This window comes from Wolbachia endosymbiont (group A) of Limnophora tigrina (assembly GCF_964263225.1).
Lineage (GTDB): Bacteria > Pseudomonadota > Alphaproteobacteria > Rickettsiales > Anaplasmataceae > Wolbachia.
In genome coordinates this window covers 643,673-666,112 of sequence record NZ_OZ181654.1, presented here as the reverse complement: position 1 = coordinate 666,112, position 22,440 = coordinate 643,673, and the positions used below count along the sequence as shown (strand labels likewise).

16 protein-coding genes and 1 pseudogene are annotated in these 22,440 nt (G+C 33.7%); 10 read left to right on the top strand and 7 right to left on the bottom strand.

The genetic code is table 11. From position 1 onward, the window contains the following. Positions 1-12 precede the first annotated feature (12 nt). Positions 13-912, bottom strand: a complete 900-nt coding sequence (locus ACE38P_RS03070; protein WP_226079616.1) for a DMT family transporter — start codon at positions 910-912, stop codon at positions 13-15. A gap of 408 nt (positions 913-1,320) precedes the next feature. Between ACE38P_RS03070 and ACE38P_RS03065 the strand changes: the two genes are divergently transcribed. The 6 genes and pseudogenes from ACE38P_RS03065 (at position 1,321) to ACE38P_RS03040 (ending at position 9,956) form a co-directional block, all read left to right on the top strand. Continuing rightward, positions 1,321-2,793: a hypothetical protein gene (locus ACE38P_RS03065; protein ID WP_077188281.1), complete on the top strand. Its 1,473-nt coding sequence runs from the start codon at positions 1,321-1,323 to the stop codon at positions 2,791-2,793. A gap of 8 nt (positions 2,794-2,801) precedes the next feature. Further along, complete coding sequence (locus ACE38P_RS03060) at positions 2,802-4,892, top strand: PD-(D/E)XK nuclease domain-containing protein (protein WP_226079617.1); 2,091 nt, start codon at positions 2,802-2,804, stop codon at positions 4,890-4,892. 682 nt (positions 4,893-5,574) lie between these two features. Then, a complete protein-coding gene (gene murD, locus ACE38P_RS03055) occupies positions 5,575-7,107 on the top strand; it encodes a UDP-N-acetylmuramoyl-L-alanine--D-glutamate ligase (RefSeq protein WP_374699475.1) in 1,533 nt (510 codons plus the stop codon). A gap of 18 nt (positions 7,108-7,125) precedes the next feature. Then, complete coding sequence (locus tag ACE38P_RS03050; RefSeq protein ID WP_007301970.1) at positions 7,126-7,716, top strand: COQ9 family protein; 591 nt, start codon at positions 7,126-7,128, stop codon at positions 7,714-7,716. A 339-nt stretch (positions 7,717-8,055) separates the two neighbouring features. Beyond that, positions 8,056-8,505, top strand: a pseudogene (locus ACE38P_RS03045) (helix-turn-helix domain-containing protein); the annotation flags it as partial. Positions 8,506-8,615: 110 nt separating this feature from the next. After that, positions 8,616-9,956 (top strand): ankyrin repeat domain-containing protein, encoded by a 1,341-nt coding sequence (locus tag ACE38P_RS03040; RefSeq protein ID WP_353281229.1) that lies wholly within the window; start codon positions 8,616-8,618, stop codon positions 9,954-9,956. A gap of 921 nt (positions 9,957-10,877) precedes the next feature. On the opposite strand, the gene ACE38P_RS03035 is transcribed toward ACE38P_RS03040, so the two are convergent. Next, positions 10,878-11,906: a class I SAM-dependent methyltransferase gene (locus tag ACE38P_RS03035; protein ID WP_264686580.1), complete on the bottom strand. Its 1,029-nt coding sequence runs from the start codon at positions 11,904-11,906 to the stop codon at positions 10,878-10,880. Between the two features lie 95 nt (positions 11,907-12,001). Between ACE38P_RS03035 and ACE38P_RS03030 the strand changes: the two genes are divergently transcribed. Further along, positions 12,002-12,373: a hypothetical protein gene (locus tag ACE38P_RS03030; RefSeq protein WP_264375712.1), complete on the top strand. Its 372-nt coding sequence runs from the start codon at positions 12,002-12,004 to the stop codon at positions 12,371-12,373. After that, on the top strand, positions 12,374-12,655 hold the full coding sequence (locus ACE38P_RS03025) for a DUF2610 domain-containing protein (RefSeq protein WP_264686579.1): 282 nt from the start codon (positions 12,374-12,376) through the stop codon (positions 12,653-12,655). On the opposite strand, the gene dapD is transcribed toward ACE38P_RS03025, so the two are convergent. Then, positions 12,656-13,498 (bottom strand): 2,3,4,5-tetrahydropyridine-2,6-dicarboxylate N-succinyltransferase, encoded by an 843-nt coding sequence (dapD, locus tag ACE38P_RS03020; RefSeq protein WP_374699474.1) that lies wholly within the window; start codon positions 13,496-13,498, stop codon positions 12,656-12,658. A 38-nt stretch (positions 13,499-13,536) separates the two neighbouring features. Between dapD and ACE38P_RS03015 the strand changes: the two genes are divergently transcribed. Both ACE38P_RS03015 and sdhA read left to right on the top strand, forming a co-directional pair. Further along, positions 13,537-13,947: a zinc-ribbon domain-containing protein gene (locus ACE38P_RS03015; protein WP_264374967.1), complete on the top strand. Its 411-nt coding sequence runs from the start codon at positions 13,537-13,539 to the stop codon at positions 13,945-13,947. 208 nt (positions 13,948-14,155) lie between these two features. Then, on the top strand, positions 14,156-15,955 hold the full coding sequence (sdhA, locus tag ACE38P_RS03010; protein WP_374699473.1) for a succinate dehydrogenase flavoprotein subunit: 1,800 nt from the start codon (positions 14,156-14,158) through the stop codon (positions 15,953-15,955). On the opposite strand, the gene ACE38P_RS03005 is transcribed toward sdhA, so the two are convergent. The 4 genes from ACE38P_RS03005 to ACE38P_RS02990 all read right to left on the bottom strand — a co-directional run bounded on the left by ACE38P_RS03005 (position 15,927) and on the right by ACE38P_RS02990 (position 21,876). Continuing rightward, positions 15,927-18,263 carry an ankyrin repeat domain-containing protein gene (locus ACE38P_RS03005; protein WP_374699472.1) on the bottom strand — a complete coding sequence of 779 codons (2,337 nt, stop codon included), beginning with the start codon at positions 18,261-18,263 and terminating at the stop codon, positions 15,927-15,929. The genes sdhA and ACE38P_RS03005 overlap by 29 nt on opposite strands. A 244-nt stretch (positions 18,264-18,507) precedes the next feature. Further along, positions 18,508-19,116, bottom strand: a complete 609-nt coding sequence (gene gmk, locus ACE38P_RS03000) for a guanylate kinase (RefSeq protein ID WP_010406904.1) — start codon at positions 19,114-19,116, stop codon at positions 18,508-18,510. 35 nt (positions 19,117-19,151) lie between these two features. Further along, on the bottom strand, positions 19,152-20,918 hold the full coding sequence (locus ACE38P_RS02995; protein ID WP_374699471.1) for a pentapeptide repeat-containing protein: 1,767 nt from the start codon (positions 20,916-20,918) through the stop codon (positions 19,152-19,154). Then, positions 20,902-21,876, bottom strand: a complete 975-nt coding sequence (locus ACE38P_RS02990; RefSeq protein WP_374699470.1) for an ankyrin repeat domain-containing protein — start codon at positions 21,874-21,876, stop codon at positions 20,902-20,904. Before ACE38P_RS02990 ends, ACE38P_RS02995 begins: the two co-directional genes overlap by 17 nt. Positions 21,877-22,440 lie beyond the last annotated feature (564 nt).

Genomic DNA, 22,440 nt, shown 5'->3' with positions numbered 1-22,440 from the left:
AAATAAATACCATTAACAATTATAAACTTTTGTTGTTACATTATTTTTCTTAATTGCCTTACCTTCCGAATAAGCTATAAATAAGGTTGATGGTATTAATATCAAAGTACCATATAAAGCACTTTTATCAGGTAATTCATTAAATATAACGTATGTTACTATTGCAGAAATTATTAGCTCTATGTATCTATACGGTGCAAGTGCAGTAGCATCAGTAAGAGCAAAAGCTTTTAACATGAAGAACAGAATTAGGTTTGAACTTATTCCTAAAATCAGCAGTAATACTAACTCCAACAAGGAAGGCATATGCCAATAAAATAACAAAGGTGGAGTAGAAAAAATAGTTGTCGTTAGAGCTGAATAAAATAACATACTTATTACTGACTCTTTTATCACAAGTTTCTTATTAAGTATGTCTAATATAGCAAAGATTAACGCAGATACAATAAAAATAAGAATTTTAGGATTAAAGTCTTCACTATGAGCTTTGGTGGTAATAGCAATACCAACAAAACCAATAATAGTTACTATCCATCTTTGCCAAATTATATTTTCGTTTAGTAAAGGGATTGCAAGAAGTATAACAAATAATGGTATAGAAAAACTTATAATCGTTGCAGTTACTATGGGGAAAACAGTCAACCCGTAAGTCCATAAGGTCATTCCACAAAACAACAACCCACCCCTGGTTATTTGAGTAGATATTTGACTTGTTTTAAAAGTTTCTATTCCATAGTAAAACATAAAAGGTACAAGGGTAATAGTGGTAAACAGAAAGCGGAAAAAAATTATTTCAAAACTCTGAAGATGTAAACTTAGATATTTTGATATAGTATCATTAGCTACACTACTAAGTAAGCTAAGTATAAACCAGATAACCCCAAACAAATAAGCTCTCAATCTGTAATCCATAAAGCTTCTGATTTAATAGATACGATGTACTCATATAATTTTACTACAAAACTAATAATATAAAAGTTTTCTGATGTACGTCCCCAGAATGTGATCGTAAGGGTTCATTATAAATAATTCGGGAAATTTCGTCTCTTTAGACATATTAAGAGCTATGTAACGAACGTTTATATTTGTGAGTAATAGTAAGGCTCAAGGTAAGGAAAATGCTAGTGAGGTAAAGTAGAATAACGTTAATTTGATAATTTAAGCTCATTCCCTCTTGCTACATCTCTCTTTAATATCTCCTCTTTTGCAGCAGGTCTATAATTACTGCTTAAATTTAGGTGCACACTAATTTTTCGATTTGTATATTATTTTAATGCTTGTATAATACCTTCATTGAATATTTGATTTTGAGGTAATTAGATGCCAAAAAGTAAAACTAAACGTGGAACGGAAGATTTGAAGGGTAATGCAGGCCCAAGCAAAAGATCTCGTCTCAGTTCTGATCCTAAAAAAAATAAAGAGATTATCTCTAGCAAAGTAATAAGTAAGCTGAAGGATGTTGTTAAAGGTGATAGAACTTCAGCTATTGAGGAATGGGTCAAGGCTCACCCTGTAACAGTAGAGGGTCTAACCGTTGAGCAATCGGACCTCTTATGTAATGCGTTTCGTGATGAATCTTGTTGGTCAGGTGCGACACTAGATGTTGCTAAATTGGTAGGAGAATTAGCTAAATCAGGTGTGTTGAATCCATTTGCTATATATAAAATAGCATGTATTGAGTGTGTAGAGAGTGAAATTAAGCAATTATTTGACAAGGCGTTAGAGTCTTTTAGATCTGACTTATCTCATAAAGGTGCATGTGAGGAAGATAGGAATTTAGCTTGCAGTGATAAGCTTGCAAGAGTTGAATTGTTAAGTTCCATGGGAAGACGTGATCCTGTTTTCAATTTCTGGATTGATCAAGAATCAGGTAACCTTAGAGAAAATATAGAAGCAGAAGATGGATTTAATAAGGCTGTAGATTTCAAGTGGAGTAAGGGAGTGGAACACTTCTATAATCGTCTGTGTTCTGAAGAAAAATTAGTGAAAGAAGAGAGAGAAAAATTGCTAGTTTCTGCTATTGCAAAATTATCTCCATTGCAATCTAGCTATAAACTTGCTTCTACCTTAAGTTCCCTTCTAGGTAAAGTCATAAGCGCAAAAGTAGATCATAAGTCACTACTTGGGCTACCGAATAAGAAAGATAGGGGTGTGATCTATCGTCCTCTTAGTTACTTAGTAGAGCACGGTTTTCTTTGCACAACTAAGTATGTTATCCAGTACTTGAGCGAGGGATGTTCAAGATCTGAAGTAGAGAAAATGCTTTCACCTAGAGGATATGCACATCTTCTCTCATCGCTTTCATTTGTTGTAGTTTCTAAAGATTATGACTTGGATAACAGGAATGAAGCAAGGTCAGCTATTAGCAGTCTTTGGGAATCTAGTGTATTTAACCAAAATAAAATAAATGTTGTCGATCCTTTTAAAGATAGGATTGCGTTTGTTGCAATGGAAAATGCAATTTCAAATTTGATTGTAGATCAGGAGAACAGCAAGGATACTCAAAGTGCTGGCGATGGTGAAAAAGTTGATTTGGTCTTGAGTATTTTAAAGTTTGCTAAAGATTGTTGTTCAGACAAAAGCTTTAAATCATTAAAAGAGAGGATAGCAAATAGTTTAGATAAAACAAGGAATTCTAAGATGATAGATGCAACTAGCTCCTGCAATTTAATAGAAGAGTTGTGTAAGTCAGCGAGAAATTTGAATTTATTCTCTGCTAGCACTGAAGGTCCTCAATCTACGTTAGTGGGTACTAATGTTAGTATTTCGCCTGCTGCAGTTGTTAACAAATAGGAGTATTTATGCATGGTAATAATGAAGATCGTGAATTAGTTAGGGCTTTATTAAGTGGAGGTTGTGATGAGTTTAGTAGACAATTTGTAGGTTTTTTAAACAACTGTCCATCTTTTTTGCATTCGGCTAATAAGCCTGGCTTTTTTCCTACATTCTTTTTTGGTATGTTTTCTACTGCACATGATGCAGGTATATTAGTTGAAGATGAAAGAGTCTATTTTCGTTTTGACAATTATGGAAATCTAAAAGTTGCTGTTCTCACTAATAAAGAAAATAGAAGAATAGTCAGGTGTTATACTGTTGCTGATAATGAGAACAGCCCTGGGTCAAGGTTTAGTGCAGAAGAGAAGCAGCAGGTAGAAGAGAATCTTCCACAAGAATTACAGGAAGATAAGGATCTGGATTGGGAAGAGTATAAAATATTTCGGTTTGGAGAAGAATGTAGGTTTATTCATGAAATAGATAGATTTCCTCAACGTGATGAACCTGGAGCTCCAATTTTTCATGAAATTAACCCAATCAGAGAACAAGGTGAATTGTTAGACCTGATGAGTGAGTTGGCAAATGATGATACAGGAGAAGTGCGTACTAATGTTAAAAGAATTTTGGAATATGTTATTGATATCCATGATGAACATGAAGATAGCTTAGTGTTTCGTGCAGAGTCTGATTACCACGGTTTTCTGTGTGGGTTTTTAGTAAATTTTAGATACCGAGCTGTGGCTGATTTCTACCCAGAGCTACTTATAGGAAAAGGTTATGCAGATGTTGTTTTGCTTGTTCGTGGTGTTGATCAGACAAATGATTCGGTTCCAATTATAATTGAGTTGAAGGTTGGTGATGAGGAAGGATTAGAGCAAGCTAAAGATTATGCTAAAAGTTGTTCTGTTTCGTCTTTGCCTATTCATACCTCATCACCAAGTGCTGTTTGTGTAGCGTTAAATTTTCAATTACGTGGAGGTGCTGGTCTCCGAACTTCTGTGCAGGCCTTTTCAGAAGGTGGTCTTTCCTTAATACCGGGTTTACTACATCCTCATGGAAATGGAGTTAGGGGAAATGTAAAACGTTTTTTACAACCCATAGCATCAGAGTTCACTCAATCGCCTCATTGTAACACTTTTTCCTGTACGTCATCGTTTGTTTTTGGAAATGTTTTATCTACAAGGAGGGACTTAGAAACAAATGATGGGCGGGAGGTAAGGGTTACCAAGTATCTATTTAACCACTCTCAGGGAGAGAAAATGAAACGTACAGGTGGTAGGGGAGATGCAGCAGATATTGTAAGCCATGCGTTAACTTTAGCTCTATTTTTATCAAATATTGGTTTTGTTGTGCTTCACATTTTTCGTCGTTTAAAGTGGCAGACTTTACCAGACAAAGCATTGAACCTGTCGTTACTGCCTCAAGCCACAGATGATGCTAAGGTGCGTCAAGTACTTTGTGAAGTAGATGTCCAGGGTCATCTGGAAGTGGCTTCTGCAAAGAAATTCGAATCACTACGTGCTTACTCACGTTCTCATAGTGAAGGTTATTTCGAGGGAAGGTTTTCAGAACAAATGGGTAATGTTAGGAATTTACATCAACTTGCAGATCAGTTGATGAGTGCTGAGCCTAATTTTGGTAATGATGGTAATGTTAATGGTGAGTACAGGGCTAGGTATGAAGTTTTATTTAATGAGATTTCTCGTCTGTTGTCTCCGTTATTAAATGGAAACCGTCTACTCGTGAACAATGAAGCTAAATTTCAGGCTTTGTTGCGTGGGATATTTCAAAGTTGCGATAATCCTGCCAAGGTAATTATTGAGTTCCAGCTACAGAGAGGAAGGAAAATAGACCTAGTATTATCAAAATCTGCGGAAAATGATGATACTCATCCAATTGGAATAGAGTTGAAGTATGCTAACACCGCAGAACAAGTTGAACGAAAAAGGGTGGAGGCAAATCGACAGTTAAGTGAATACGAATTTTGTGGAGGATGCAAGCGTATTACTGGGGGAGATGCGATGGTTTTGTTATACGCTATATTAAATGCTGTAGGACAAGAGCAGGATCTGATATTGATTGGTGGGCTTCGTAGAGCATCTGGGTTTTCTAGATGACTTGTAACTAATAAAAGTACCAAAGATAAGGTTGTTTATGGGTAAAATTATGCATTAAGCTAGAGTACGTTTGAGTAAGGTTGGAGAAAAAGCAAGGTCTTTGAGCAAGAAAATTTGATTTATGTTTTCTTAAGTTAAAGTTAACCTGATGAAGTTTGCATAATTTATTGTTGGAGTTTTTTTGTTCTATTTTTACTGTAAGTTCAATCTGCTCTATCTTTGGTCTTTTTTTCTTAGTTTTGCGGCAAGTCTAATATTTTTACTACTTAATGGAATAACTTGCAGAAAGTGGAGATATAATGCTAAGGCAGAGGAGCTCAGACAGTTATCTTAAACAATAAAGAAATACTAAAGGCAAAAGATACGCTTGCGTAGTTCGAAAGCTTTCTATAGGATAAGCCTCACCTGATTTACAAATAGAATTGTTATGTTAGATGTTTGCTATTTATTCTTAAGCTCATTTTAACAGCATTTTGCTTTTTTTAGTATGTAGGGGTTTTCTAGGAATTATCCTACTGAATTCTATGATATTATTTTTTGTAACATTGTTATACATATCATGGCAAGGGAGTTGGCAAAATGTGTCAAGGAGTTTTCTATTGGCTAAGGTTGTGACAATAAAGTTAAGCACTGCCAAAAACTATGGAAGAAGTCATTATAATTTGTATTATATCTTTATAAAATGGTTCGCATAAGTTATCTAGAAGTGCAACTAAACAAATACAAAAATCAAAGTGTTGCGGTTTTCGGCCTTGGTAAAACTGGTTTGTCCGTTATTAATGCTCTAACAAAAAGCAGTGCAAAAATATATGCATGGGATGATAATAAAGAGCAAATAGCAAATGCAAAAAAGATATATAAAGAGTGTAACTTTACTCATCCCAATGAGTATAATTGGCATGAGATAAGCACACTAATTTTGAGCCCTGGAGTGCCAATACCAACGCATTGGGTAGTAAAACTTGCAAGAAGCTTTGACTGCAAAATAAAATCAGACATTGAGCTATTTCTTGAAACTAAAACTACAAGCCAGAAGGTTGTAGGCATCACCGGAACAAATGGCAAATCAACCACCACGTCACTAATAGGGCACATATTAAAATCCACAGGGAAAAAAGTAGCTATTGGCGGGAATTTAGGTGTGCCTATTTTGGATTTAGAAAGAGATGCAGAAATTTATGTAATTGAATTCTCCTCTTTTCAATTGGAGCTAATAAATAAAATTAATGTAGACATTTCTGTATTGCTCAACATCACACCAGACCACATAGATAGACATGGAAGTATGAATAACTACATAGCAACTAAACTAAAATTGATAAACGGTAGCAAGATTGCCGTGATAGGATGTGATAACAAAATTACCTCTGATGTATTCAATAAATTCACTGGGAACAAAATTCCAATCTCAGTAACATATTCCCTGGTGTCATTCCAGCGCATGACCAGAAAAGAAAAACCATTGCCAACTACTCAGATGATAGAGGGTAGTGCAAGAGATCTAATATCATTGGCAGATAACAATTTGCTTGATTATAGTGAACAGATTACTGGTATAGATCGAAATTATCTGGATCCCAGTGTCAGCTACTTGGATGACAAAAGGAGTGCTGAGATTCAGGAGATCTCGCTAAAACTAGAGAATCACAACTTATCAATGAGTGATATGAAAGTAAACCTAGTATCCAATGTAGAAAATATAGTAGCTGCACACGCTGTGTGCAAGTTACTTGGAGTAGATAGCAGCACTATTGTCAATGAAATCAAATCCTTTCCAGGGCTAAGACACAGAAATGAATTTCTTGGCAAAATACATAATGTACTTTTTATCAACGATAGCAAAGCAACCAATTCAGAATCGACCGAAAAGGCAATTTTATCTTATAAAAACATATATTGGATTGTTGGCGGAAAAAGCAAAAAAGGCGGAATAGAATCATTAAGCAAGCATTTCACCAAGATTAGAAAAGCTTTTCTTATTGGAGAATCAACTGAAGTTTTTGCAAACATTATGGAGAACAAAATAGATTATATGAAGTGCTATAATCTAGAAAACGCATTTAAACTGGCTTTTGAAGAGGCCATAAATAGCAAAGAAGAAGTAGCGATATTACTTTCTCCTGCATGTTCTTCTTTTGATCAGTGGAAAAATTTTGAAGAGCGCGGTGAAGCATTTTGCAGAATGTTTGAAAATCTCAGGTACAATTATATGTGATGTTTAGTATAGTATTGTATGGAACAAAAGTTAATAGTAGATGAGCTGATTAAGGTTATTCCATTTGAAGGAATAAGTGATGCAACCTTATTGAAAGTGTGCACGAACCTTAACCTAGCCAATAGTTTTTGTAAATTTCAAAATGGAATATATAGTGCTTTGGAGTACATAGCAGAGGACTTAAATAGCTCAATGGAAACTGAACTTTGGAATTCCAATTTAGAAGATATGAAGGTAAGAGAGCGGATAAAGTTAGCTGTCCAAATACGCCTTTCAAACTATGCTAAGTTACAAAATTACAGAGAGTTTTTAAAAAATGTTTTATCATTCTCTATATTACCCCAAAATACATATTTTTCTAGTAAACTCTTGTACAGAACTGTTAGCGCGATTTGGTATGGCATTCATGATCAATCAACAGATTTTAACTACTATACAAAAAGAGCAATATTAGCTGGAGTGTACTTAAGTACGATACTTTTTTTTATCAATGATTATTCAGAAGATTTTGCAGATACCCTGTCGTTTCTTGACAAACGTATCAACAATGTCATGACATTTCAAAAGTTTAAAACCCGTTTGAATAGAATGGTAAGAAACTTCTTATAGCCTCTTTACTTATACGAGTTACTCGTATTTATACCTAAAGCTGCCTTGATTTTTATGTTAAGATAATTGAACATCCACTAACAGTGAGCTTAACAAAGAACTTGATTGAAAGCAATACATTAGAAAGTAGTTTTGCTGGAAACTTGAAGTAGACAGAATTGATACACATAAAGCTGATCCATGTACAAAAGTATCTGTTCAGATACACGACTAATGCTGTGTGATCCATAGAGGTTATTACAATAAGAATGTAAGATCAAATAGAAATTTGGATTTGCAGTAGTTTATAGACCTTATTACAATTGCAAAGGATAAATTAGTTAATCTAGGGTTAAACTACGTCTGAGTTGGATAAAACTATACAAAGAGTTGGGTCATGCAGGAAAGGTATGTCAGCATTATGGTGTTTCACGTTTTACCTTACGCAAATGGTACAAACGTTATGAAGAGTTAGGTGAAAAAGGATTAGTAGATCTCAGTAGTAAGCCTAAAACTTCACCTTTGCAAAAGATCAATGAATCAGATGAGCAGCTTATTCTTCATCTAAGACAAACTAGAAAGCTAGGGGCAAGGCGTATTCAAACCGAGTTAAGACGTCTATATGATTTATCCTTGTCATTGGCTACTATACACAAAATTTTCAAAAAACATGATGTAAGTCTTCTGCATGTTAAACGTCATTATCGCAAACAGGTCAAGCGTTATAACTGTAAAGTACCTGGAGAGCGTGTGCGGATGGATGTGTGCAAAATATCGTCAGGGCTTTATTCAGGAAATTGTGGACTTTAATATATCGGAATTTAGTAACTTCAATAAATTGTGATATATCTCTTACAGATTCATTCAAACTTAATTAAGTGGGAGTATTGTTAATGCGAAAAGGGTTTAATTAAAATGGTATGGCGTGTGAGGAAGACATACATCAATTGGTAGAAAGTGGATTTGATATTAACTCAAAAGATGTAAGCGGAGTCACTCTCTTGCATAAGTTTACAAAAGAAGGCGATTTAGTTGGAGTAAAATCATTATTAGAGCACGAAGCTGACTTTAATGTTGTGGACAATGAAAATAGAAATCCACTGCATTATGCTATTATGCATGGACACAAAAAAATTGCTAAACTTCTTGTTAATCAACTGACAATTAATTCTAGAGATAAAAATGGATTTACTCCACTTCACCTTGCTACACTACAAGATGACACAGAATTAATGGATTTTTTAATAACAAAAGGCGCAAAAGTTAATGAAAAAGATGCTGAGGAAGGCTATACTCCTCTTCACATAGCTTCATTATACGGTTCTAAAAAGAGCGTCCAGATTTTAATTGATAGCGGAGCAAATCTTGAATGTGAAGATAATAACTTTCGTACTCCTTTATTTTTGACCATTTATCAATGTACTACACATTATGAAAGTAGAGCAGAGATTATAGAATATCTGATAAAGAAAGGTGCAAACATAGAAGCAAAAGATGCAGAAAATAATACTACGCTTTTTCTAGCAGCATATAACAACAAAATGCAACTGGTAAAGCTTATTGTAAAGCAAGCAAAAGCTAAGTTAAAAGAGTTTATTTGCACAAAAAATAAACATGGTTTTGATGCACTGGATTGCGCTATTAAGCATAATAATAGGCAAATGGTAACATTTCTTGTTTCAAAGGGAATAGAAGCAGATGACCAAGATTGTAGCGGTAACACCAGGTTACATAAAGCTAGCTATAATGGTGATACTAAAGCAGTTAAGTTCTTATTGGAGCTTAAGGTAAACGTTAATGCCGTCACTAGATGCAACAGAACTCCTCTGCTACTTGCAGCTAAAAAAGGCCATGTAGAAATTGTAAGAATGTTGTTAGCAGTAAAAGCCAATATGAATATTTGTGATCAACAAGGTTTTACACCTCTGCATCTTACTATTCAAAAGGATTATTTTGATATAGCTCAGCTATTAATAGAAAAAGGGGCAATTAATTGTAGTAATGATTATACTGCAATAGATATGTTTATTGACAAGGCTCATAGCAAAAAAAATATTGAAGAAAATTACAAAAAATTTTGTAGGTTTTTGATGCTTTACTTGAAAGAGCTACATAGTAAACACAAAGCCTTTTGTGTACTTTCAATCCTAGCTCTAAGCTTAACAATTATAGGTTTACCATTTATTTTCAAGCCTATTATTGAATATAGAGAAAGAAGTAAAATATATAAAAAAATTAGGGCTATGCTGATTTATATTTAAGTATAACAGGAGAACTAAGCTAATATATGACAATTATCTGCTCGATAAAAATGGAATTAAATGTATCCGTTTAGCAGAGTGGCAAAATAAAATAGACAAAACCATAAAAATAAATGGTGTCATGCAATTTGAGCTTCGGCATAGATCCCCCATAAATTTTTTGGTACATATTTTTTCAACATTAATTTCGTATTCCATTCAAAGAATATTAATATTGGCATATAAGTATGAATATTATGCTAATATAATTACTTTTTAGGTTACATGGCAAATTTATGCCTGGAAACAGTTTTTCCTACACTTTCTTTATAAAAATCACAGGCGCCTGTTATTAGCTAAAGTAAAGGTCAAGTATCTGGAATTCTGGACATAAAATCCTCCTGTATAAAAAGATTAGAAAAAAATGCAGCGCACATATGACAGACCGCTGAAAAAGATACGCTACGTTTTTTATTGAAAAGTTAACTGAAAGTCTGCAGACAAAGATAGATTTTGAGCTCTTAAAATATCTCTAATTGTCATTATAATCAGATTCAAAATATGCGGAAGTAATTTTTTTTGACAATAGATTTCTTGCATAACCAAGTGTCATTCCAGCTGGGATCCAACTAAGTTGGTAAACACTTTACAACGTTTTTTGCGCGAAAAGGCTGGATGCCAGTGTCAGCTACTTGCATGACATCGTCTTGGATGAAAATCAGTACGTGATGCACCAAAAATTGTGCATCAAAAGGGTGTCATTTGAGTAACTTTTTTGTTGTCATGCCAGTGTCAGCTACTTGCATGACACCTATTTGTTCCTATGATAGTCTTATCTGTCTATCTTATTTTGCTACTCTGCTGAACAGATACGTTTCTTTTACCTTTTTTATTCTGTAAATTTTTTAGTATTTGTATGTTTAACATAAGAACTACACAAGACTACAAATGGTGAATCAGCATTACCTTAAAGAGAGTACCCATATTTTCAGTTAACCTTAAAAATTCACTGAAGATCTTATTCTTCTGTTCATTACTTGCATTTTCCATTAAAGCTTGCGCTCTTTCCTTTATACCAAACAAATATAAAAATTCTCTTTGAGTTAAAATCTCACAATTTAAGTATTTTAATGAATCTTTTAATGATTGAAAGTTCACAAGTGCAGTGATGTCACTATTACCGACGTTTTCAAGAAAATTAGTATATTTATGCTGCCTTATCGATTGCAAAGTGCTCTTATATTCAGGATATACATAACCATAATCTATAATCAGGGCAGCTCCTCCGTTATTGACTATCTTATTCTCAAGTTTCTTTAATATTTCGATTCCGGCTAGGCATACTTCCACTACTGCACCATTGAAACCCCCTGTCATTCCAGTCTGGAATCCAGTTTTTGGTCTGGTTAAGCACTGGAGTGACAATGAAAGACTGCCATCATCTTGTTTTATTACTCTATTTTCATACCACTGCTCATCACGATAAATAAATTGGTCAATTGGAAGGGCGTCAAATAACTCATTTGCAAAAAAAATAGTTGGCTGATTTGGTAAGTTGTCGACATCTGTGTGCCAATTAATATCTAATCCCTTTAATTTTTCCTTTTGTATTTTCTGTAAAATAGGGCTTATCTCAACTAGATGAATGTCCATTGAGCTAAAAAAACAGCTATATTTTTTGGTGACTCTTATTACATCATGAATGAGTGTTCCTTTACCTGGCCCAAGTTCAACTAGAGAAAATTTTGATGGCTTTCCTAATTTTTCCCATGTATTCATTATCCACACTGCAATTGTTTCACCAAATAGCTGACTAATTTCAGGTGCAGTAATGAAGTCACCATCTTTGCCAAGTGGTAATTTATTCATGTAATAGCCGTACTCTTTATGATATAGAGCAGCATTCATAAAATTACTGATGGATATTGATCCTTGGCTTTTATCAATTAATTCGTGTATATAAGTAAGCATATTATTAATAAATGTTTAACTATAGCGTGCCATACTATAAAATAGTGGAGTATTTATATATATAATATAAGTTTAAAGGCGATAGTGCTTTGGTTATGAATAGTCAAGATACGGATTATGTTACCCTTATACCTCAAGATGATGGTGTTGAATATAAATTTGAAGAAGTTGTCAATTTTGTAGAAAATAAGGTTGTAGGTGCTGATGAATTAACTTTAGCGGAGGTATTTCAAGCATTAGTTAAAATGCTGAATGGTGACCTAGAGTTAGTAAAAAAAGTGTTAGCATATGCTAATATTATGGTAAAGCATGGAATGAGGTTAGCAAAAGAGTCACAGCTAAGCAGAGCCGATGTTCGTCGAGCTTTAGAAGGCAAAGAAAGTGTGTTTAATAGGCAAGATTTTATCAAAAAACCACCTCTTGTATCTTCTATAAAATCGGTTAAAAAGAAAAGTAGAGGTCTTTAAATGGCTGAGTCTATAAAAAAATTTACTGTACAGTGTGATTTCAAAGGACAGAATGCACCTTTTGCAGTATATATAGGAAATCCAAAGGGTGATACTCATCCAATTCACCATCAAGATTCATGGCTTGCAAAGGAGCGTGGAGGAAACATTCCTAATAAAGTTAAAGAAAGTTTGCAAAAATTATACAAGCTGTCTCAAGAAAACGGGATCTCTTTTCCAGAATTATGCGCATATGCTATTACTGTAGTTAGTAATAATGATAAAAAAAATGACTGCAAGTAGTTAGGTTCTCAATATTTCATTTATAGAAGTTTTTGATCTCGTCTTCTCGTCCACTTTTTTTACTATAACTGCACAATAGGTTGAAATGTTATTTTTAGGTGGAGTAGATCCTGGTACAACTACAGAGTAAGGTGGTACTTCACCATAAAATATCTTGCTTGTTTCTCTGTCAATAATTTTTGTTGATGCTCCAATAAACACCCCCATACTAAGGACTGATCCTTCTCTTATTATGACACCTTCGGCTACCTCACTGCGCGCTCCAATAAAGCAATTATCCTCTATAATGACTGGAGAAGCTTGAATGGGCTCGAGAACTCCGCCTATTCCCACTCCACCGGAAATATGGCAGTTTTTCCCTATTTGTGCACAACTACCAACTGTTGACCAAGTGTCTATCATTGTGCCAGAATCAATGTATGCACCAACGTTGATAAAGCTTGGCATTAGAACAACATTTTTACCTATGTAAGCAGATTGGCGGACAAAACACCCAGGAACTGCTCTAATTTTTGAATGGTAAAATTTTTCTTCATTCCATTCACTAAACTTACTACCGATTTTGTCAAACCAGCAATTGGTGTTGTCTATTATTTTGCTTTCCTCAGTGAGGAAATGTAATAATATTGACTGCTTTATCCACTTATGTACTATCCATTCTCCACTTGATAGCTTTTCTGCTACTCTAATTTTACCACTGTCAAGTAACTCAATTACCTCTTTGATTATTAATCTTGCTTCGTGTTTTAGATTATAGTCGTTAAGTTTTTCTTTATCTTTCCAAATATTTTCTATCTCATCTTGTAATTTTTTAGTTGCAAATTTTTCATTTATTATATACATATTGATATCAAATTTATATTATTTTATACGTAAGCACTATGAAAATACAATGTCATAATTGTACTAAAACTTACTTAGTATCTCGTGGGCAAATAGGTGAATCTGGAAGAAAAGTGAAATGTACAAACTGCAATCACATGTGGCATGAGTATCTAAAAGAAATGTCAAGTGAATTGTGCCCTGCTGGTATACAAGAAAAAAAAGCTAGCTGGAGGCAAAGTTTAACTCTAGCTTTTGCAACAGTTGCAGGGTTATGCGTTATAATTGTTGGTGGTATCTTTCCAGGAGAGGTAAGTAAGATATATAAAGCAGTTAGTTCATATAAAGATTCAATAAGCCATAAATTAGGATACAAAAAAGTGCAAACGGAAAATTCAAGTGCGAGAGAACTTGTTGTAAATGAGTTTTATCAAGATTACCTTTTTCTATCTAATTTTAGATCTAATTAAATAGGCATAAGTCATCAATGTTATGCAAATAACTACACTTATTCCTTTATGATAGTGTCATTCCAATTTCAGCTACTTTCATGACGCCCTATGATTGTTATTACATCGTTTACTATAGATTTGTTTCAGAAGCTTACATCCAGAAAACTTGTATAGATTTTTTCTACTTCTGTGATATTATAAGCCTGTGATGATAAAATAAGTGGATATGGATAAGTCAGCGTATGAAATCATAGAGCATGAGTATGATGTGGTGATAGTAGGTGCAGGTGGAGCAGGGCTTAGAGCAACACTTGGAATGGCTGCAACTAATTTTTCAGTTGCCTGCATTTCTAAAATTTTCCCTACACGAAGTCATACAGTTGCAGCGCAAGGAGGAATTAGTGCAGCTTTGAGTAATATTGCTGAAGATGACTGGCGCTGGCATGCATATGATACAATAAAAGGTTCAGACTGGCTTGGCGATCAAGATGCAATAGAGTATATGTGTAAAAATGCTGCCAAAGCTGTGATTGAACTTGAAAATTTTGGTGTACCCTTTTCTCGTACGGAAGATGGAAAAATATATCAGCGTGCCTTTGGTGGAATGACAACTCACTTTGGTAAAGGAAAATCGGCTCAGCGTACTTGTGCAGCAGCAGATAAAACTGGGCATGCAATTCTTCATACTCTATATCAGCAATGTCTTAAATTTAACGCTGAATTTTTTGTCGAATATTTTGTAATCGATTTGATTATGGACAAAGGGACATGCTGTGGGGTGATAGCTTGGTCGCTGTGTGATGGTACGTTGCATAGATTTCGTGCACATTCTGTGGTAATAGCAACAGGTGGTTATGGACGTGTTTATTTTTCTGCAACAAGTGCACACACCTGCACAGGTGATGGTAATGGCATGGTGGTGAGAGCTGGGTTGCCACTTGAAGATATGGAATTTGTGCAATTTCATCCAACAGGAATATATGGCTCAGGGTGCTTGATGACGGAAGGATGCCGCGGTGAAGGTGGGTACCTCGTTAATTCTCAGGGTGAGAAGTTTATGGAACGTTATGCGCCAAAGGCAAAAGATTTGGCTTCTCGTGATGTAGTAAGTCGAGCAATGACAATTGAAATTAGAGAGGGAAGGGGAGTTGGGCCAAAGAAAGATCACATGTACTTGAATATAGCTCATCTTGATCCGGAAGTAATAAAGCTCAGATTGCCAGGTATTAGTGAAACAGCAAAGACCTTTGCAGGAGTTGATGTTACTAAAGATCCGATACCTGTTATTCCAACTGTTCACTATAACATGGGAGGTATTCCAACCAACTATCATGGGGAAGTGATAACACTGAAGGAAGGTAAAGAAGAAGTGGTAGAAGGATTATTTGCAATAGGAGAGGCAGCATGTGTTTCTGTACATGGTGCAAATCGACTAGGTTCCAACTCGCTTCTTGATCTTGTGGTTTTTGGTAGAGCTGCCGCGCTTAGGGCAAAAGAAAAATTGAAACCTGATACACCACATAAAAAATTGCATTCAGACTGCACAGACTTGATAGTAGATAGATTTAATAAAATGCGATTTGCTTCTGGAGAGTTCAAAGTAGCAAAAATACGAAGTGAAATGCAGCACACTATGCAGAAATATGCATCGGTATTCCGTGTTGCTGAAGTTTTAGAGGAAGGTAAAAAAGCTATAAAAGAAGTAGCAAAAATGATGCCTAACATTGCAGTTGAAGATCGCAGTATGATATGGAATAGTGATTTGGTTGAAGCGCTGGAGCTTGCCAATATGATTCCACAAGCAGTTATTACCATGGAATGCGCAGCTAATCGCGAGGAAAGCAGGGGTGCTCATGCTCGTGAAGATTTCCCTGAACGTGATGATAAAAACTGGATGAAGCATACTATAGCATGGCTTAAAGAAGAGAAAAGCCAAGTTAGTGTAGAAATTGACTATAAAAAAGTTGCTGAAAAAACTCTGAGCGATGAGATTGATTTCATCGCCCCGGAAAAGAGAATTTATTAGTTAACCCATCTGGTTTATTTATAAATTGACGTAGTATTGATACATAGCTCATTTGAGTAGCTGGGCTTTCTTTATGCTCCGATTGATTTGACGATCTTTGTACTTCTTGCTCTGCTGAGTTGTTAGCTAAATTTTGTTGTTCAGTAATATTTTCAGGTTGTTTTGCAGCTAGGTGATCATCTTTACGGCTTTGCTTATCGTTGGTTAATTCCTTAACAGACTTCCTAATGCCGCTAAGTCCCAAAGTGAATATCAGACAGACCACTCCTGTTATAGCTATGATGGGTAACGCTGCTCCAATTGCAATTTGTCCTTGGAAGCAAGAAAGTGTTACCATTGTAATAATAGTAGTTGCTACTGTGATTGCTAACAATACACTAGCTCTCCTGCCCGGATCAATGCATTTCCATGCAGCTTTTAGGCCATCTCCTGTTTTGTGTAGAATATGCTGACATTTTTTTGAAAAAGTTCTAACGTTATATTTTTTTTCAAGTTTTTTCCTTAGTTCTTTAGCTTTTACCTTTCCTTCTTGTGGAGTTTTTGAGTAATTTTCTAAATTACGTAAAGTGCAATAATATTTTTCAGTATGAAATTCTCGATCTTTTAGTTTCAGAGAACGGGAATCAGCACCTATTTCTAGCAGCTTTGCACAAAACTTTGTTGTATTGTCGTACTTTTTCCCTAGATCAAAAATTGTTTTCATTTGCGAAAGGTGGTTGCCTTTTTCTGCTTTTTTTGTTAATGATACTTGTAGCGGTGTTCTTCCTTCTTCGTTAATGGCCTTTATGGCCTTACCTAACTGATCTTCAGATATTTCTTTTTCTTTTACTAAACTGGAAATCAACTCCAAGCATGCAACCTTTTGTTCTCCTTTTAGCGAAGCAATATAGTGCAAAGCATTATTACCCTCTTTGTCTTGAGCAGTAATGTCTGCACTATTTTGGAGAAATAACTCTAAGGCTTTATATCTATTTGTTTTTTCAAATTTTTTATCTGTACATGATCGATCCTCATTTTTTTCTTTTATATGCTGGAATAAATAATAAAGAGGTGTTTGTTTTGCTGTATTTTCAGCATTTATAGCTTTTTTAAACTGTGCTTTAAGATACTCTTTTTCTTCCTCCTTACTTACATTTAATATTATATTTGAAAATTCAAACTTTCGTTTTTGCTTTAATTCTAAAACTATTAGATGTAAAGCATTATTACCATCTGTATCTTTCAGGCTAATATCTGCTCCTTTTTGCAATAACTCCTTAAAGGATTTCTCATCTTTATTTTTAATTGCTAAATGTAATTGATAATTATCATTACTATCTGGAGTATTTATGGTATGGGCTATAACTTCTTCAACTTTTGTTTTTATTTCTGGTTTTCGCTCAGCCAATTTCTCTAAAAATTTAAGATAGTATTCATTTTGCTTTTTAGATAATTTTTCTAAATCCTCTGTAGGTAAGCTTAGCTTGGCTCCATACTTTAACAATTTTGCAAGAAACTTAAGTGTATTATCGCTACTTCTAACTGTATTAGACTCATGTTTCCCTTTTATTATCTTGTTAATTAGTGCTACCTGAAAAGGAGTCTTTCCTTCTTGATTTTCACTATCAACAAGTTGTACTAAATTTTTCTCGTTAGCTATTTTTATCAAGGTATCTAGAAACTTAAGCTTTTGTTTCTTTTTGAGCGATGCAATAAGGTGTAAAATATTATTTCCTTTTTCATCTGTTATGCCACTGACATTTGTGCAATCTTTTAGGTATTTTCTAAATTTCCTGTTGTTTCCATTTTGGATTGCATTTAGTAATTGAACGTCATTATCAGAATCCGATATTCCGTTTATTCCATCTTCAAAATCGCTATCAGAATCTGATATTCCGTTTATTTCATCTTCAAAATCGCTACCGTAGCCACTGTCTTGTTCGCTGTGCCTACTAAAACAACTTTTAGTGACTTCAGAAATTACTTGTTTTTTTGTTTCATTTGATATTCTTTTCGATCGTTCTATTACTTCACCTAGCACTGGAAGGAAACATTGGACATAATATCTGTGATATTTTTCCTGTTCTCTAAGCGATTCTTCTAATTTAGTTAATACTTCAGGACTAGCGCCTTCCTTAAATAACCTTTTACATTCCTTGAGTGTTCCATCTCGACTTCCTGGTTTTTCATGCTGATGTTTTTCTTTTTTTACCTTTCTCTCTATAATATTATACAATTGCTTGTCTTTTTTATCTTGTTTTTCATTTTTGTTTATATATTTATCTAGTTTGTTTGCATTAGTAACTGATACACTTAGATCTATACTCATATTAAAACCTCAATATTAAAAGCTATTTGGCGTTAACGAATTGTATTAAACTTTTAAATTGAGCTAGATGTTATCGAAATATAGGTGAAAAGGCAGAAAACTAGTTTCTATTAGAAAATCTATTGTCATAGTCAAATCCCCACTTTAGCACTTGTCTACTATTTTAACTATTTTATCTTAAAAAATAATAAATGTGGCTAAACTGTGAAGCGTGAATGCTGCTAAAAGAGATAAACAAATATTTTTATAGATCTTTCAAACTTGATTTTTCTTCTAATTTTTTAAGCATTCCTTTACTTAGTATTGATTTTATCTCTTCTACGCTTTTATCAAGATCATCATTAATTATTACGTAATCATATTTATTACTTTTACTTATCTCTTTTTGCGCTTCGGCTAATCTACGCTCTATTTCAATTTCATCATCACTATTACGCCTTTGTAGACGCAGTCTAAGCTCTTCCATTGAGGGAGGTAGTATAAAAACACTTACAACTTTTTCTCTTAAGATTTCAAACAAATGAAATGCTCCTTGCCAATCTATATTCAGTAAAACACTTATTCCACTGCTCAGGTTTTGTTCTATAAAATCTTTTGGTATACCGTAAAAATTCTCAAAAACTTTGGCATATTCAAGCATTTGACCAGCCTTACATAGTTCGTGAAACTTTTCTTCAGTAACGAAAAAATAGTCTTTTCCGTTTACTTCACCGGGACGAGGTTTGCGTGTAGTCATAGAAACAGACATAACTAAATCAGTTGATTGCTCAAGTAATTTTTCTGATATAGTAGTTTTTCCAGCTCCAGAAGGAGAGGATAGAATCAGTAGTATGCCCTCATTTTTTACGGTCATTTTTCTTTATTTAACAAGTACATTATAGAGCTTTTTTAAGACTTTGTATTTTTTGAATCAAAGTTTAAAAGACTAGAGCCCTCTAAATTAGAATTTGATAAATTGGCATCAATAAGAGAGGAATTATCAAAGACAGTATAACGTAAATCGGCTTTTTCAAGATTTGCCTTATTCAAATTAACGTTTACAAACTTTGCTCTACTTAATATTGAATTAGAAAAATTAGCATTTTCTAAATTCATATCCTTAAACTCAAAGTAAGAATAATTTACATCAAATTTTTTGCCCTGCGATATTTTCTCTTGCAGATCTTTAATTGAAGTTATGGCATTCTCTAGATTTGTAATTTTGCTCTGTCCCTGATTGTCAATCAAAATTGAATTATCAAATTTGCAATCTGTTAAATGAATATCAGCAATTGAACTTTTATATATGCTTGAAGAGAGAAAAGACATATCACTTATTGTCGAATCACTCAAATTGCTAAGAAAAAAACTAGTCTTTCTAAAGGTATTATCATAAAACACGGAGGATTTGAAATCACTTTCAATAAAATTTGAATTAGTGACTTTTAAGTTAGACCAGCTCGAATTATCAGCTAATAATTTGAAGAATATTGAATTTTCTATCTCACTCGAATCCATATTATGGTGGGAAAGAGTACTATTATAAATTTGAGAGTCTTGAATTTTTGTCTTATACATTGAAGTTGTGGAAAGATCTGAATCTTCTATTTTTGCAGAGGTAAACAATGAATGGTCAAAGAACGAACCATTCATGTCAGAATTCACAACTTTAGTATTATGAAACTTTCCGTGACAAATGTTAGCATCATAGGCGTTAACTTTATACAATTCACTAAAACTAAAATCAATATTAGATAAGTCAGCATCCTGAAGGTCTGATTCGAAAACATATGCATGTTTTATCTTGGAACCATTTAGTATAGATTTAATGAAGTTTGAATTATCCCCTTTCACATAGGAAATTTGTGAATTGCTTAAATTGGCTTTTTCGAAATTACTGTTGACTATAATGGAAGAATTAAAATAGGCGTTTGAAAGATTGCTACCTGTAAAATCCGATTTTTTTATTTCTGCACCATATATGTTAGCATTTTTTAATGAAGAAAATTGTACCTTGAGCTTATGTGCATCCACTCCAAAGAAACTTGCGTTGTCGAAATTATTTTTCTGCATAACAGTGTCGTTTATTTCACTATCACTAAAATTGATGTAGCTGGCACTTGAGTTTGATAAATTGGAGAAATTCATTTTTACATTCAAAAACTTGGTATGCAAACCAATTATATTACGCATACTTACTTTGTTGAGATTAGAATTGATAAAATCAGCATAACTGATATTAGACTGATCAAATATGATATCTGTTAAATTTGTAGAAGCAAATTTTGAAAAACTTAAATTTGTGCCTTTTATTTTAACGCCATGTAAATTAGCATTGGAAAAATTGGCACCACGTAAATCAACATCGATAAAAGACACATCTGATAAATCGGTGTTAGAAAAATCGGCACCAATTAAACTTACTCCATCAAAAATAGATTTGCTTAAATACAATTGACTAAAATTAGCACCATTTAAATTAGGACCAAAACCTTTCTTAAAATCTTGTGGTATGCTGGCTTTATTACACTGTACTAAAAATTTAGCAAAATCTTTTGTATTGTAAGATACGTATTTTACATCATGCAGAGCGCTTAAAAAATCATTGATTGCATCATCTCCATAGCATAAATGACCAACTAAAATTAATATCAAAAGTCTAATTATCTTTTGCATCACACGTGTTTTCTTTTATTTTTATAGCAAAGTTATACATCTCTGAGTTTTCTTGATTGTTTATTTCTTTATCCTCTAAAAGGTATGGCATCATTTCGGCAATTGCGTTTATTATGTTGATCTGATTCCTTTCGATTGCTATTTCAATAGGGGACTTAAAATTATTATCAACTACTCTAGGATCAGCACCTTGTAATAAGAGAAAGCGAACTGTGTCTATTTCACCTTGTTTCACTGCATAAATTAGAGGAGTATCACCCAATTTATTTCTAAATCTTAGTATTTCTTGAATTGTTAATCCAATTTTTTCTAGCTTATTTATTACTCCTCTTAGACAAATTAAGTTGCCCTTCTTGATGCAGTAAAAAAATTGCTTACTGTAATCATCAGTAAATATAGTTTTAGGAAGGTGCTCATTTAGGCTATCATATTGTCTTTTATATATAGACTTGCTTTTATGTTTTTTTATTTCTTTGTTTAGCTTTGTCCATTTTTCGCTTTTTTCATTTTTTTTGTTCACAGGTGTTATATTGTCAGGCTGTTCTTCTTTCTTTTTCTCTGTTAATTGGCTTGTTGAAAGTTCGGTGTCTTTTTTGCTAATCTCCTCTTCAGGCTGTAGGTTTGTTTGATTATTGTGACTGATTTTCTTCTCTTCAGGTTCTTCTTTTTTTTCTTCTGATAAAGGACTTGTTAGAGCTTTGGTATCTTTTATATTAGTCTCCTCTTCAGACTGTAGGTTTGTTTGATTACTTGAAGGTACTTCTTCATTGATTACATTTGTTGGGTCTGTGATTTCTTTGAGTTCGCTCAGAAGCGGAGAAGTTTTTTCAGCATCAGTGTTGCTTTTCGATACGTCTTCTTGATTTATACTGCTTTCATTTTTATTTTCTTCAGGCTGTTCTGCAGCAAGCAGGTTAGATATAACAATTAATAGTATGAAGAATGCTTTATATTTCATAAACATTGCAAATATAGGCTTAATTAAAATGATACTATAATCAAATGATTAATCTACAGTAAAAAGTGCTTTAGTTATTGTACAAGTATGATTATGTAAAAATTTATTTTTCTCTTTTATCTAGGTTTTATCTGAAATTGTCATTCGAGTAGCTGACATACAACTGTACGGACATTAAAGAAATCAGTATACAGCTGTATGAACATTGTGGTAATTTGCGTACTAAACAATGTCATCCCAGTGCTCCGACACTGGGATCCATTTTCCATCATCATTAGAAACGTTATATTTTAGCATAACTTTTAACTCACAAATTTAACTGGATGCCAGTGCTGGCTACTTTTATGACATCTATCATTTTATGTTTATAGTATTTTTTGCAAATAAACGTTCGTAGTTGTAAATTAAATGCAAAAAAATACTTGACACATTTGGTAAGTTGATTATTATCAGTAAAAATGAGGGTATTTTAGAGCTCGAAATCCACCTTATTCAAGTCTGCAGACTTTTCAATTAATTTCTCAATAAAAAATATGTGTCCGTTCAGCAGAGCGGCAAAATAAG